This window comes from Haloferax gibbonsii (assembly GCF_001190965.1).
Lineage (GTDB): Archaea > Halobacteriota > Halobacteria > Halobacteriales > Haloferacaceae > Haloferax > Haloferax gibbonsii.
In genome coordinates this window covers 2,771,779-2,785,343 of record NZ_CP011947.1, presented here as the reverse complement: position 1 = coordinate 2,785,343, position 13,565 = coordinate 2,771,779, and the positions used below count along the sequence as shown (strand labels likewise).

16 protein-coding genes and 1 tRNA gene are annotated in these 13,565 nt (G+C 68.5%); 6 read left to right on the top strand and 11 right to left on the bottom strand.

The genetic code is table 11. The annotated features are described in order from the left end of the window. Positions 1-37 precede the first annotated feature (37 nt). The gene (locus tag ABY42_RS14195) at positions 38-271 is read left to right on the top strand and encodes a DUF7385 family protein (RefSeq protein WP_004974397.1); all 234 of its coding nucleotides are present in this window, start codon (positions 38-40) and stop codon (positions 269-271) included. Positions 272-295: 24 nt separating this feature from the next. Here the strand turns inward: ABY42_RS14195 and ABY42_RS14190 are convergent, their stop codons facing one another. The 5 genes from ABY42_RS14190 to glyA form a co-directional block, all read right to left on the bottom strand. Further along, positions 296-808, bottom strand: coding sequence for an NUDIX hydrolase (locus ABY42_RS14190; protein ID WP_050459804.1), 513 nt, complete (start codon positions 806-808; stop codon positions 296-298). Positions 809-817: 9 nt separating this feature from the next. Next, entirely contained in the window at positions 818-1,711 is an 894-nt protein-coding gene (gene folD, locus ABY42_RS14185; protein WP_050459803.1) for a bifunctional methylenetetrahydrofolate dehydrogenase/methenyltetrahydrofolate cyclohydrolase FolD, read from the bottom strand. 99 nt (positions 1,712-1,810) lie between these two features. After that, the gene (locus ABY42_RS14180) at positions 1,811-2,380 is read right to left on the bottom strand and encodes a VIT1/CCC1 transporter family protein (RefSeq protein WP_050459802.1); all 570 of its coding nucleotides are present in this window, start codon (positions 2,378-2,380) and stop codon (positions 1,811-1,813) included. Then, positions 2,380-2,679 (bottom strand): DUF211 domain-containing protein, encoded by a 300-nt coding sequence (locus ABY42_RS14175; RefSeq protein WP_004974404.1) that lies wholly within the window; start codon positions 2,677-2,679, stop codon positions 2,380-2,382. The genes ABY42_RS14180 and ABY42_RS14175 overlap by 1 nt, the downstream gene beginning before the upstream one ends. A 95-nt stretch (positions 2,680-2,774) precedes the next feature. After that, positions 2,775-4,022: a serine hydroxymethyltransferase gene (gene glyA / locus ABY42_RS14170; RefSeq protein WP_004974406.1), complete on the bottom strand. Its 1,248-nt coding sequence runs from the start codon at positions 4,020-4,022 to the stop codon at positions 2,775-2,777. Positions 4,023-4,388: 366 nt separating this feature from the next. On the opposite strand from glyA, the gene tbsP reads away from it, so the two are divergent. Further along, complete coding sequence (gene tbsP / locus ABY42_RS14165; RefSeq protein ID WP_050459801.1) at positions 4,389-5,216, top strand: transcriptional regulator TbsP; 828 nt, start codon at positions 4,389-4,391, stop codon at positions 5,214-5,216. Positions 5,217-5,265: 49 nt separating this feature from the next. Then, positions 5,266-6,954 carry a YcaO-like family protein gene (locus tag ABY42_RS14160; protein ID WP_050459800.1) on the top strand — a complete coding sequence of 563 codons (1,689 nt, stop codon included), beginning with the start codon at positions 5,266-5,268 and terminating at the stop codon, positions 6,952-6,954. Positions 6,955-7,171: 217 nt separating this feature from the next. Here ABY42_RS14160 and ABY42_RS14155 read toward each other — a convergent pair whose 3' ends face one another. From ABY42_RS14155 to ABY42_RS14145, 3 genes are all read right to left on the bottom strand, one after another. Beyond that, positions 7,172-8,290, bottom strand: coding sequence for a DUF63 family protein (locus ABY42_RS14155; protein ID WP_004974411.1), 1,119 nt, complete (start codon positions 8,288-8,290; stop codon positions 7,172-7,174). A gap of 168 nt (positions 8,291-8,458) precedes the next feature. Next, positions 8,459-8,929: an Lrp/AsnC family transcriptional regulator gene (locus tag ABY42_RS14150; protein ID WP_004974414.1), complete on the bottom strand. Its 471-nt coding sequence runs from the start codon at positions 8,927-8,929 to the stop codon at positions 8,459-8,461. A gap of 93 nt (positions 8,930-9,022) precedes the next feature. Then, complete coding sequence (locus ABY42_RS14145) at positions 9,023-9,820, bottom strand: inositol monophosphatase family protein (RefSeq protein ID WP_050459799.1); 798 nt, start codon at positions 9,818-9,820, stop codon at positions 9,023-9,025. A 91-nt stretch (positions 9,821-9,911) separates the two neighbouring features. Between ABY42_RS14145 and ABY42_RS14140 the strand changes: the two genes are divergently transcribed. Next, complete coding sequence (locus ABY42_RS14140) at positions 9,912-10,181, top strand: hypothetical protein (protein WP_050459798.1); 270 nt, start codon at positions 9,912-9,914, stop codon at positions 10,179-10,181. Positions 10,182-10,943: 762 nt separating this feature from the next. On the opposite strand, the gene ABY42_RS14135 is transcribed toward ABY42_RS14140, so the two are convergent. The 3 genes from ABY42_RS14135 to ABY42_RS14125 form a co-directional block, all read right to left on the bottom strand. Then, positions 10,944-11,027 (bottom strand) — tRNA-Leu (locus ABY42_RS14135). Positions 11,028-11,072: 45 nt separating this feature from the next. After that, positions 11,073-11,732 carry an urease accessory protein UreH domain-containing protein gene (locus ABY42_RS14130; protein WP_050459797.1) on the bottom strand — a complete coding sequence of 220 codons (660 nt, stop codon included), beginning with the start codon at positions 11,730-11,732 and terminating at the stop codon, positions 11,073-11,075. Positions 11,733-11,800: 68 nt separating this feature from the next. After that, a complete protein-coding gene (locus ABY42_RS14125) occupies positions 11,801-11,989 on the bottom strand; it encodes a hypothetical protein (RefSeq protein WP_049905042.1) in 189 nt (62 codons plus the stop codon). Between the two features lie 89 nt (positions 11,990-12,078). Here ABY42_RS14125 and ABY42_RS14120 point away from each other — a divergent pair, with 89 nt between their 5' ends. After that, entirely contained in the window at positions 12,079-12,564 is a 486-nt protein-coding gene (locus ABY42_RS14120; RefSeq protein WP_004974424.1) for a DUF309 domain-containing protein, read from the top strand. 120 nt (positions 12,565-12,684) lie between these two features. Next, positions 12,685-13,545 carry a M14 family metallopeptidase gene (locus ABY42_RS14115; protein WP_004974426.1) on the top strand — a complete coding sequence of 287 codons (861 nt, stop codon included), beginning with the start codon at positions 12,685-12,687 and terminating at the stop codon, positions 13,543-13,545. Positions 13,546-13,565: the final 20 nt, after the last annotated feature.

Genomic DNA, 13,565 nt, shown 5'->3' with positions numbered 1-13,565 from the left:
CCGAACGTTTTTCCTCCACGACGACCCTTCGCCGACGATGACTGCCGGATTCGACATCCACGACGTGCGCCACCGGGTGAAACTGCTCCGCGACGACGGCGACACGATGCTCGTCGAGAACCGCGATGGCGTGGCCTGTCCGGCCTGCGGCGACGACTTCTCGCAACTGCTCATCTCCGACCGAAACGCACACAGCTTCGACGTGGACGCCGACACCCGGTTCTGCGTTCGGCGGGACGACGACCGACTGCTCGTGGCGACCCACGAGTGAGAAAAAATCGCGGTCGAACGGGCGTCAGCGTCCGAGCAGAAACCGAATCAGCCCGCGGTCCAGCGTGTCCTCGGGGAGCGTCTCGAACCACGCCACGTCGGCGATGGCCTCGTCTTCGAGGCCGGGGTCGTCGGTGAGGTCGCCCGCGACGGTCGCCTCGTAAATCGCGAATCGAAAGCTCGCGGCGTCCCCACCGTGGTGGAACGACTGCTCCGTGACGACTCGGAGCGCGCCCGCGTCGGCGTCGAGGCCGGTCTCCTCGGCGACCTCGCGGACCAGCGCCTCGCGCCTCGTCTCGCCGGCTTCGACCCCGCCGCCGGGGAGGACCCACTGGCCGTCCTGCCGGACGAGAAGCACCGCACCGTCGCGCTCGCGCTCGCAGAGCGCGCCGACGCCCCATTCGAGGCCGCCTTCGATACGCTCGACGGCGCTGGCGAACGCCTCGGCGTCGAGGTCGTGGCGGTTCCGACGCCGGATGACGCCGTCCACGTCGTACGTCCACTCGCCGTCGATGTCGGCGTCTGACGGGGGATTCACGTCCCGAACTCAGGGAAGGTCCACGTCGACGTCCTCGGCCTCGGCGGCGGCCTTCACGGTGTTCCAGAGGAGCATCGCGCGGGTCATCGGGCCGACCCCGCCGGGGACGGGCGTGATGGCGCTGGCCTTCTCCTTCGCGGAGTCGAACTCCACGTCGCCGACGAGTTCGTAGCCCTTCTCGTTGTCCGCGTCGACGCGGTTGACGCCCACGTCGATGACGACGACGCCCTCCGAGAGCATGTCGCCGGTGACGAGTTCGGGGACGCCCGCGGCGGCGACGACGATGTCGGCCTCGCGGGTCTTCGCGGCGAGGTCGTCCGTGCGCGAGTGGCAGACCGTGACCGTGGCGTTGCCGCCCTCGGCCTTCTGGATGAGCAGGTTCGCCATCGGCTTGCCGACGATGTCCGAGCGGCCGACGACGACCACGTCGGCGCCCTCGGTCTCCACGTCGGTGGCGGCGAGGAGCTTCTGGACGCCGTGGGGCGTACAGGGCTTGAAGCGGGCGTCGCCGGCGACGAGGCGGCCCACGTTCTCGGGGTGGAAGCCGTCGACGTCCTTGGCGGGGTCGATGCGGCGGAGGACCGTCCGGTCGTCGACGTGGTCGGGGACGGGCATCTGGACGAGGATGCCGTGGACCTCGTCGTCGTCGTTGAGGTCGTCGACGAGCGAGTACAGCTCGTCGGCGGGCGTCTCGGGGTCGAGTTCGTAGTCGAACGCCTCGATACCGACCTCCTCGCAGTCGCGCTGTTTCATCGAGACGTACGTCTCGCTGGCGGGGTCGTCGCTCATCAGCACGGTGGCGAGCCCCGGCTTCACGCCGGCCTCGTCGAGCGCGTCGATGGCGTCGGCCAACCCGTCTCGAATCTCCTCGGCGACGGCGTTACCGTCGATGATGGTCGTCATTGTCTCAGACAGCGCGCCCCGCCCATTTCAAAGATTCGGATTCGTGCGTATTCTCGGTCGCGATGGGTCCAAAATATGCACGAATGTGGGCACAAACGGTCACCCGAAAAGTAAGTTCACGGCGGCCACCGCGACGCCCGCGAGCGCCATCCGCAGGCCGGCGACGTACCACCGCTGGTCCGATATCGACCCCATGTACGCGCCGAACGAAAAGAGGATACTCGTCCCGAGGCCGACCGAGGCGAGCGTCGCCCACGTCATCGACAGCAGTCCGCCGACTGCGAGGAACGGGAGCAGCGGGACGACGATGCCGACCAAGGGGCCGAGTCCGCTCGCGGCCGCGTTGATTCCCCGCGCGGCGACCTTGTCGCGTTCGACCGCGGTCCCGCCGAGGTCGGTCAGCATGGCGTCTTCGATGCGGCCCAACTCGGCTCGCTTCTCGGCGCGCTCTATCTCCCAGACGCTCCAGACGCCGGAGGTCGTCAGGCCCACCGCCGCGCCGACGCCGATTTTCACGACCGTCAGCCCCTCCGTGACGCCGGTGAGGTACGCGCCGATGACGAGCCCGATGCAGGTCAGCGCCCCGTCGAAGCCGTTCGAGACGAAGTACCGGCGGGAGATGGCGCGGACGCGGTCGTCGCGCAGGAGCGAAGCGAGGCGAGCCGACATCACGACGACGACGGGTCCTGCGGCTGGTCCCGGTACTCGACCAGCGTCTCGCCCGCAACGACCTCGTCGACGGAGTGGACCGTCCCGCCGAGGTCGCGAATCCGTCGTTCCACCTCGTCGTCGTCGACGGCCTCTCCCTCCACGACGAGTCTGAGGTTCTGGACCTCGCGGTCGGTTTCGAGGAGCGTCGCGTTCACGCCGGCCACGCCGGCCGCGTCGGCGACCTCGCGGGCGAACTCGACCGTCGACGGCGAGTGCGGTTTCAACACGTCGAGAACGAGCCGACGAATCGGAGCCATGTCGAGTGGCGATACGGCGGCGCGGCTAATAGTGTTACTCGACAGAGGGGTTTGAAAACCGGGCGAGCGGAACCGCGATAGTTCCGTCTGGACCCTTACTCGTACAGCGGGTTCGCGTCGCAGAGTTCCTGCACGCGCTCAGAGACGTCCGCGAGCACGTCGTCGTCCTCGGGAGCGTCGACGACCTTCACGATGAGTTCGCCGACTTCGCGAATCTCCTCCTCGCCGAAGCCGCGGGTGGTGAGCGCGGGCGTGCCGGCGCGGATGCCGCTGGGGTTGAACGCCGAGCGCGTCTCGCCGGGGACGGTGTTCGCGTTCAGCACGATACCCGTCGATTCGAGGGCCTCCTCGGCGGTGCCGCCGGTGAGGTCGGGATGCGAGTCGCGGAGGTCGACGAGCACGAGGTGCGTGTCGGTGCCGCCGGAGACGACGCTGAGACCGTGGTCCTGGAACGTCTCCGCGAGGACCTTCGCGTTGTCGACGACCTGCTGGGCGTACTCCTCGAAGGCGGGTTCGAGCGCCTCTTTGAAGCCGACCGCCTTGCCGGCGATGTTGTGCATGAGGGGGCCGCCCTGACCGCCGGGGAAGACGGCGCTGTCGATGTCGGAGGCGTACTCCTCGTCGCACATGATGATGCCGCCGCGACCGGCGCGGATGGTCTTGTGGGTCGAGCCGGTGACGAAGTCGGCGACACCGACCGGCGAGGGGTGGACGCCGGCGGCGACGAGGCCCGTGATGTGGGCGATGTCGGCGAGGTGGAGCGCGTCCACGTCGTCTGCGACCTCCTGAATCGTCTCCCACTCGACGGCGCGCGGGTACGCGGAGTAGCCGGAGACGATGATGTCCGGCTCGAATTCCGCGGCCTTCTCGGCGAGCTGGTCGTAGTCGATGTAGCCGCTTTCGGCGTCGACCTCGTACTGTTCGACGTCGTAGAGCTTGCCCGTGAAGTTCGCGGGGTGACCGTGGCTCAGGTGGCCGCCGTGGGTCAGGTCCAGCGAGAGAATCTTGTCGCCGGGTTCGAGCATGGCGAGGTAGACGCCCATGTTGGCCTGCGTGCCGGAGTGCGGCTGCACGTTGACGTGCTCTGCGCCCCACAGTTCCTTCGCGCGCTCGACGGCGAGGTTCTCCACGTCGTCGGCGTACTCACAGCCAGCGTAGTAGCGCTTGCCGGGATAGCCCTCGGCGTACTTGTTCGTCAGCGCGCTCCCCTGCGCTTCGAGGACCGCTTCGCTGACGTGGTTCTCCGAGGCGATCATCGCGAGCGTGTCGCGCTGGCGTTCGACCTCGCCGTCGAGGGCGTCTGCCACGGCGGGGTCGACGTCGCGGACGTGGCTGTAGTCCATACGTAGTATCCGGTCCAATTACGGCATAAATGTGTCCCATTTGGCTACGCCTGCCGGTGTTGTGTTGCACGCCCGTGTACATTCTGTGGTGTGCTACCGTGAACAGATACACGAACGCGCGATACCGACCGTCTCCGACGTGTTCCCGAGCCGAACTGACTGCCGAGGCCGACCGCCGCGGGCGACAACTCCCGGACGCACGGGGTTCTCGGTTCGCCATCGATTTACCCGCTCGCCGATAGGGGTAAAATTTCTGAAACGAAATGCTCAATTCGCGCGATACAGCGTTGGTACAACTTGATTTCGAATACGTTCTGCCGGTCGTCTTGCGTTAATATTAAATATATTACTGGCGATATTCAAGCTATGGCTATTCGTTCTAATCTACTCGCTGAGGGGGTAGGAGACATCATCAAGTCCGTCCTTTCCTCGTCGGAAGACGAGGTGTTGGTCGCGAACCCGACCGCCGAGGTCATCGAAGGGCTCGTCGCCGTGGCGACCGACATCGACGGCGACCTGCCGGAGATCCGTCTCGTCGCCGACGAGGGCGTCCTGAAGGACGTGCTCGACGACTTCATCGTCGCCTCCAACGCCGCGAACCTCGTCGCCGAAGGCGCGCTCTCGATGCGGACCGCCGACGACGAAGTCGAGAACACGCTGTTCGTCACGCCGAACTCGGTCGTCGCGCTCGTCGCCGCCGGTGACAAGGTCGCCGGCCTCGTCACCGACGACGAGGCGTTCGTCGAAACGGCGTTCGAGGCCCATCAGGCCCACTGGGAAGCCGCGCCCGAATTCAAGCTCCGGACCCCGCCGCTCTCGCGCGTCCGCGAGACCCTCGGCGAGGACATCGGAGAAGAGACGCTCGCCGACTTCGACGCCGTGCTCGCTTCGCTGTCGTCGGCTCGCGGCGACGGCGACGGCCTCGACGAGGTGACTATCTCGCTTCTCGTCGCCGCCCGCAACGAAGTTCTCCTCTACGACATCTCGAAGTGGGGCGAGGACGTGGGCATCGCCAGCAAGGCGACGTTCTCCCGGACGAAGACGAAGCTCGAAGAACTCGGCCTCATCGACACCGAGAAAGTACCCATCGACGTCGGTCGCCCGCGGCTCCGCCTGAAGCTCGGCGCGGACGAGCTCGTCGCCGCCGCCGCCGACGAACTGGCCGACGAGGCCCAGAAACTGCTCGACGCGTAGCCGACCGCGACCCCCTCGCTTTTTCCCGCCGCCGCCCCTCGTCGCGCGCATGAACATCGGACTCGTCGGGAGCGGTCCCGCCGCCGAGTCGATTCGCGCGGCGTGCGCCGACATCGACGCGACGGTCTCGGAGACGGCCCCCGACTCGCTCGGTTCGTTCGACCTCGGCTTCGTCGTCGCCGCGGCCGGCAGCGACGCCTTCGACGCGGCCGACGAAGCCGCTTCGAGATGGCTCGCCGTCGAAATCGGCGGTGTCGGCGGCCACCCCGTGGACGACCTTGACGCGGCCGTCTCGGCGTTCGACCCCGCCAGCGCCGACTTCGCGGACCTCCGGGCGCGCGTCGCGTCCACCACGGAGTCGGAGGGACGCCCCGGCGGTGACCGCGCGGCCGTCCGACTCGCCGGCGCGGTGGCCGGGCGGCGCGGTATCGCGCTCCTCTCGGGCGACGACGTGGCCGGGACCGTCGTCGAAGTCCCCGGTCCCGAGCGGTCGTTCCTCCCCGCGCCGTCGCCGATGGAGCGGGACCGAACCCTCGACCGCGACTTCCGCGCCGTGGAGTTAGACGACGCGCTCGCGCGGGCCGAATCGGCCGTGGACGACCGCGTCGGCATCGTCACGCAGGTCGGCGAGCGCGAGTCGTTCCCGCTGCCGTACTACGTCGCGCAGACGGCGGACACGACGGTCTACGCCGACGCCCGGGCGGCCGAACTCGCCGGCGGCGCCGCCGCCGGCTGGGACGAGGCCTACATGAAGGCGCTCGGCGAGGCGCTCGAACGCTACTCGGCGGGCGTCTACCGCTCCAGCGAGTTCGCCGTCGCGCCCGCGGCGTCTCGGCCGGCCGCGGTGCCGCCGAGTCGCTTCGTCAGACCCGACTCCTTTCGCGACCCCGACCCCGAGGAGCCGATTCAGTGGGTCGAAGGCGAGGACCTCGCGACCGGCTCGACCGTCTCGCTCCCGGCGGAGTTCGTCCACTACCCGCCGCCGTCCGAACGACACAAGCCGTCGATTACGACCGGGCTCGGCCTCGGCAACTCCGGGACCGAGGCGATTCTCTCGGGGCTCTACGAGGTCGTCGAGCGCGACGCGACGATGCTCGCGTGGTACTCGACGTTCGACCCGCTCGGACTGGACGTGACCGACGAGACGTTCGAGACGCTGGCGGGCCGCGCCCGCTCGGAGTCCCTAGAAGTGACCGCGCTCCTCGTGACGCAGGACGTGGACGTGCCGGTCGTGGCGGTGGCCGTCCACCGCGACGGCGAGTGGCCGAAGTTCGCGATGGGCTCCGGCGCGGACCTCGATGCGAACCGCGCCGCTCGCTCCGCGCTGGCCGAGGCGCTCCAGAACTGGACCGAACTGCGCGGCATGGGACCGGAGCAGGCCGCGACGCAGGGCGGCGCGATTGCGACCTACGCCGACTTCCCGAAGCCGGCTCGGACGTTCGTCTCGCCGGACGCGACTATCCCAGCGGACTCGGTCGGCCCCGACGAGGTCCCCGAAGGCGCGGCCGAACTCGACGCGGTCGTCTCGGCGGTCACGGACGCCGACCTCGACGCGTACGCGGCGCGGACCACCCCGCGCGACGTGGAACGACTCGGCTTCGAGGCGGTCCGCGTGGTCGTTCCGGCCGCACAGCCGCTTTTCATCGGCGAGCCGTACTTCGCCGACCGCGCCGAGTCGGTGCCGCGAGACCTCGGCTTCGAGCCGCGACTGGACCGCGAGTTCCACCCGTTCCCGTAGCTGGCGGGTCCCGGGGGTCGCGGGCGTCAGAGCTGACAGCCGGCACGGGCGGCCGCGTGGCAGGCGGGGGCCTTCGTATCCGCGCGCCGGTGTGCCGGACACCCGCAGGCCGCCGCGCGGCGTGAGTCACAGAATAGCGGCGTTGGCCGCGGCTCGGTACTTGAAGCTCCGCCGGAGGAGAAAACGAGGGGTCGGAACGCGGGAGACTGCGGGGCGGTTAGACGCCGAACGTCGCGCGGAGCATGTCGCGGCTCCCCGGTCCGAGGCCGACCGCGAGGACGGCGATGAGGAGCAAAATCGCGTAGCGCGGGCTGTCCTCGAATATCTGCTCGTCGAACACCCAGACGACGGCGGTCGCGGCCACGAGCTTGACGAGCAGGAACGGCCACGCGTCGCCCGTGACGGCCAGCACCGACTCGGGGAGCGTGGAGGCCGTGAAGTCGACGACCGCTTGATTCACCGGGTGCTTCGGGACGAGGTTGTTGCCCGCGCCGAGCGCGACCATCCAGTCGAGGCCGATGACGTTCGCCACGCCGTCGATGGCGTGGCCCCAGATGACGACGAGGCCGATGTATCCCGTTCCCTCGTTGACCTCGGGGGCGAAGCGCTCGACGAGCCACCACGTCGCCGCGGTGACGAGCGTCGCGCCGACGAGGATGACGACGAGCACCTGCGGGTAGAACGTCGCGCCCTGCGCGCCGGTGAGGCCGGCCCACAGGAGGTAACCGACCGCCACCGCGAGCACCGCGAGGCCGGCCCCGAACAGCGGTTTCACGTAGTCGTCGACGAGCCCCCGCCGTTCGGCGAAGACGCTCGCGACGACGGCGACGAGCGTGATTGCGAAGACGGTCACGTAGATAACCGGGCTGATGACGAGCGTGTTCAGCGGGTAGCTGATGAGCGCGTCGGCGACGCCGGGCGAGTCGTTAGCGTCCTCGACCACGCGGAACGCGCCGCCGAACAGCATGAACGGGAAGAGCGCGTAGAAGAACCGGGGGCTCTCGCCGATGTCGAGGCGGCGGAGGAGGAACACGACGCCCGAGAGCGCGATGACGAGCGTGACCATGTAGCCGACCTCGGAGACGAGGGTGTAGCCGGGGTACGCGACGGGTTCGGCCGCGGCGGCGCAGGCCGACGCCGTGTCGAGGTACTGCGTGGCGCCGTTCGCCCGAATCGCACAGACGGCCGAGTTCGCGTCGGCTTGGACGGGGCCCCAGAAGTAGTGCCAGATGAAGCCGTCGTAGACGACGCGAGGGAACGCGAGCGACCCGCCGACGAGGGCGACGAGGATGGCCGCGACGCCGAGCCCCCAGAGGCGCTCGGGGTCGAGACCCATTCGCTCTGCTACCGTTGCCATAGGCGATACCCCGACGGCGGGCCTGTTGAGGGTTCCGGTCTCTCGCATCCGTCGCGCACGCCTCGGCGCGGCGAGTCGGCGTCGTGGCGAGTCCGCGTCGTGGCGAGTCCGCGTCGCAGCGAGGTGGCGCTCCGCGGCGGGCGTGGTTCAGTCCTCGTCGTCGGGGTCGCGAATCGGCAGCACCGGGTCGTCGTACTCGGTCCCGAGGATGACCATCGTCTGGGACCGCGAGAACCCGTCGAGCTCGGCGATGTGGTCGAACATGAGCTCGCGCAGGGCGTCTGTGTCCTCGGCGTACACTCGGAGCATCACGTCCCACTCGCCGGTGGTGAGGTCGATTTCCTGGACGCCCTCGATGTCGCGAAGCTGTTGGAGCGCCTCCTTCTCGCGACCCTGCTTGACCCGGAAGCCGACCAGCGCGGAGGTGCCCAGCCCGACCTGACGCGGGTCGACGTGGGCGTGGTAGCCCTCGATGACGCCGGCGTCTTCCATCCGACCGACCCGGTCGTGAACCGTCGCGCTCGACATGTCGATTCTGCGGGCGATTTCGCTGAACGGGGTCCGCGCGTCTTCCATCAGAATCCGGAGAATCGCCCGGTCCGTCGCGTCGAGGTCCATGCTATCCTTTCTGATGGGGGGTGACTTCGCACTTGCGGATGGGAAGCACGCTCGCGCCCGCGGCGAGCGCGTCCGGTTCCGGGTTTCGTCCGTCTACCGCTCGTCGATTTCGCGGGCCGCCTCCAGCACGACGTCGTGGACGCGCCCGTTCGAGGCGACGAGTCCCGCCGAATCGTGTCGCCACTCGTTGCCGTCGAGGTCCGTGACCGTCCCTCCGGCCATCCGGATGAGGTGTGCGCCGGCGACCGAGTCCCACGGGTTCGCCCGCTTGTTCGTGATGACGCCGTCGAGCGACCCGTCGGCGACGTACGAGAGCACGACCTGCATGCTCCCGTAGCGACGGAGGTCGCCGAAGCGCGTCACGATGGCGCGGGCCGCCGCGGCGTACTCGTCGCGGACGTCGTAGTCCCACCAGAACGTCGGACAGACCGTACACGTCTCGGGGTCGTCGCGCTGGCTCACCGAAATCTCCTCGCCGTTGCGGTAGGCCGCCTCGTCGTCGGCCGCGTAGCAGTCGTCGAGGGCGGGCAGGTAGTTGGCCGCCGCGACGGGGTCGCCGTCGCGGACGGCGGCGACCGAGGTCGCCCAGACCGGCACGTTGCGCACGAAGTTGTTCGTCCCGTCGATGGGGTCGACGACCCACGCCGGTCCCGACTCGGGAACCGACTTGAGTTCGTCGTCCTCCTCGCCGACGATTGGGTCCTCGGGAAACGCCCCGCGGATTCGCTCGACGACGCGGCGCTGGGCGTCCTTGTCGGCCTGCGTGACCACGTCCGTCTTTCCGTCTTTCGTCTCGACGGAGATGCCGGTTCTGAAGGCGCGCCGCGCGACTGCGCCGCCGTCGCGGGCCGCGCGCTGTGCCCGGTCCGCCCGGGCGTCGAGTTCGTTCATGGGCGTGACAGGACGGGGAGGCGCCTATATCCACCGACCCGACGCCGACGCGGCCCGGTGGCTTATGTCGATGGACGGTTTACCTCGTGTCGTGTCAGACGCTATCGACCTCCCGGCGCGGGTCCGCGAGTCGCTCGCGGCGTCCTTCGACGACGCCAGAGCGGCGGTCAGAGCCGGCGACGCCGAAACCGCGCTGGAACACGTCGAGACGGCGTCCCGCGTGCTCGGCCACAAGGTTCCGCCGAGCCCGCTCAAGGAGAAACTCCGGCACGGCGTCGCGGCCGTCGAGCGCACCGCGGCCGACGAACCGCTCGTCGCCTCGGAGTACCTCCGGCTCATGAGTCAGTTGGTCCGGCCGTAGCGTCGCCGCCATGGCGACCCGAGCCCGACGCGTCGCGGACTGCGTCGTCCCGCCAGACGGCCGGCTCGCTCGGGGGTCGGAAAACGGGAAAAGCCAGAATCCGCAATTAGAACCCGGACGGAAGACGTTTTCCGCAGCCCTCACGACCGTTTCGGCTTGCGCCGAGTTCCCGAACTCCGATTTCTCGTGGTCCGGTACTTGGTCTTCCCGCCGCTCGCTCGCAGAGCGGTTTACGGGGCTGTTTCGGTTCCTCTTCGGCACTTTGACCTCGTCTTCCTGTTACGAAAGACTCGGTGTTCGTGTCGATTCCATTCCTCCGCGTCTTGCGATGCGTACCGTCGTCGACGCCTTTCACGTCGTCCGACAGATTCGGTTTGGTCGTCCGGTGCGTCCTTGCGCTTCCGGCAACACTACAGTAGGCCCGGGAATATAATGAATGTTTCTGATAGATTCTGGACTGTCCGGAGAAGCTGATAGTTCGGTCGACGGAACGGTGGTCACGCTCGTCGCCGAACGTCGTCCTCGGTCGGCCCCCTTCCGGCGCTTTTCACCGGAAACCCGGTCTGTTCATGATGAATCGTTCGGAATGTGGGCGGCGGCGCTGTGGTGGCGGCGTAACCGGGAGACGACGGAGACAGAAGAGAACGCGTCCGCGGTCGAGCGACCGGGTTTATACCGGGGTTGCGGGCCGCCTCGCCGTCCCGCTTTTCTCCCGCGGGGTGAGATGCACTCGCCGCTCGGCACGTCGTTTCTCGCGATAAGTGCGAGGGGAGGGATTTGAACCCACGGACCCCTACGGGAGCGGATCTTGAGTCCGCCGCTTTTTCCTGACTTAGCTACCCTCGCGCGTACTCAAGTACGACAGGGGGACCGCTAAAACGTTGCGAAACGTCAGACGAGACCGCCGAACTGCTCGACGACGAGGAGGCCGCCGACGGCGATGCCGACGACGCCGGCCGCGGCGCGGAGGACCCGCGTTCCGCCGACCGCCATCGAGCGGCCCCAGAGGTACGAGACGGTCGCCATCGTGGCGATGGTCAGGAGGCTGAACGCCGCGAGGAACGCGACGGCCTGCCCCACGGCGGGCGCGGTCGAGACCATCGCGATGACGAGCGCGCCGCTGCCGGCGAAGCCGTGGAGGACGCCGACCCCGAACGACTCGTCGTGGACGTGCGTGTGTTTCGTCCCGAACGCGACGTTCCCGAGCGAGAGGTGTCGGTGGACGCCGCTGTCGTGGTCGTGGTCGCGGAGCGTCGGCACGGAGACGCCGGCGGCCCGGAGAAGCATCCGCGCCCCGAGGAGGACGAGAATCGCACCGACGACGACTTCGAAGAAGTGCGTCACCGACTCGGGCAGGCGGACGCCGAGCGCGACGAAGGTGAGACCGACGACGGCAATCGGAATCGAGTGCCCGACGCCCCACGAGGCGCCGACGATGCTCGGTCGGTCGTCGTCTTCGACCATCGTCGCGACGGCGGCGAGGTGGTCGGCTTCCAGCGCGTGCCGGACCCCGATAACCCCGCCGGCCACGAGTGCTGATGCGAGTGCCATACGCTCGAAAGGACGAATCGCGGTAAATAGGTCAGGGGTCCCGGCGGGTACTCCGACCCGGTCGGAGCCTACTCCGGCCGCCACTCGCAGGACGCGCCGGTCGTCAGCCCCGCCGCGTCGATGTGCGACGAGAGGCACGCGTAGTTGCAGAACGCGCCCGCCGGCACGCGCTCGCCGGCTTCGAGTTCCGCCACGAAGACGGGGTCGTGACGCCGAACGTCGCTTCCGCAGTAGGTGCACTCGATTGCGTCCGTCACGTCCGAGTGTTGTCGCTCCCGCACGAAAAAGTTGAGCGCCCGGTGTCGCCACCGATGGAGTTACCGGCTTCCCGGTCGCCCTGACTCACATGGACGAACACACCCGCGACCCGAGCGTCGCCCCGCCGCTCGGCAACCCGACGGGGTGGAACGACGAACTGCGGCTGTGGGAGCACGCGACGCTCCGCCGGGCGGTCGAACACGGCGTCCGCCTGTTCAACTCCGGTGATTTCCACGAGAGCCACGACTGCTTCGAAGACGAGTGGTACAACTACGGCGCGGGGACCGCGGAAAGCGCCTTCCTCCACGGGATGGTGCAGGTCGCCGCCGGCGCGTACAAGCACTTCGACTTCGAGAACGACGCGGGGATGCGGTCGCTGTTCGAGACGGCGCTTGAGTACATCCGCGGCGTTCCGAGCGACTTCTACGGCGTCGACGTGGACGACGTGCGCGAGACCCTTCGGGCGGCGCTGGACGACCCGACGGCGCTCCACGGCTGGCAAATCGAACTCGACGGCCACCGGGCGACCGCCTACCCCGCCGACTACGAGTACGTCGAGGGACTCGACCACTAACCGCGTCGGGCCGCGGTCTTCGCCCGCCACGAACCGTCCCCGCCGACTAACACGTCCGCGAAAGCGGCGCGAACCGGGAGAATCTAAAGGTCCATTAGCGTCCAGTTCTAGGAACCGGCAATGCGAATCTACGAACTCGGTGACGGCACGCCCGAAGTGTCTGTCGTCGGGTCGATCCACGGCGACGAACCGTGCGGCGCTCGCGCCATCGAGCGGTTCGTCGCGGAGGACCCCGACGTCGAGCGCCCGGTGAAGCTCATCGTCGCCAACGAGGAGGCGCTGGCGGCGGACGAGCGCTACCTCGACGAGGACCTCAACCGGGCGTTTCCGGGCGACCCAAACGCCGAGAGCCACGAGCGACGCCTCGCCCACGACCTCGGCCGCGAGGTCCGCGGCACCACCGCGTTCTCGCTTCACTCCACCCAGTCGTACGCCGAACCGTTCGCCATCGTGGACACGGTCGACGCCATCTCCCGGTCGATTCTCCCCCGGCTCCCGGTCGACGTGGCCGTCGAGACGAACCACTTCGCGGAGGGCCGACTCATCGAGCACGCCCACACCATCGAGGTCGAAGCCGGCCTCCAGAAGTCCGACGAGGCGGCCGACAACGCCTACTGGCTCATCCGGGCGTTCCTCACCGCGACCAACGTTCTCCCCGCCCCCGCGGTTGCGAGCGACGGGAGCGGCGAGCTCGACGAGGAGTCCGAGTCGCAGACCGAAGACGACCGCCTGAAACTCGCGATTCCGGAGGAGAACAGCATCGACGTGTTCCGCCTGCTCGAACGGCTTCCCAAGCCGCCGGCGGACCAGTACGAGGTCCACGCGACCAACTTCGAACCCGTCGCCGCCGGCGAGACGTTCGCCCGCGCCGACGCCGAGCAGTTCGTCGCAGACCGCGACTTCTACCCCATTCTCCTCTCCGCGTACGGCTACGCGGACATCTTCGGCTACGCCGGCGACAAAGTCGGCACGCTCCCGTAGTCGGCAGACCGTCTCGTCTC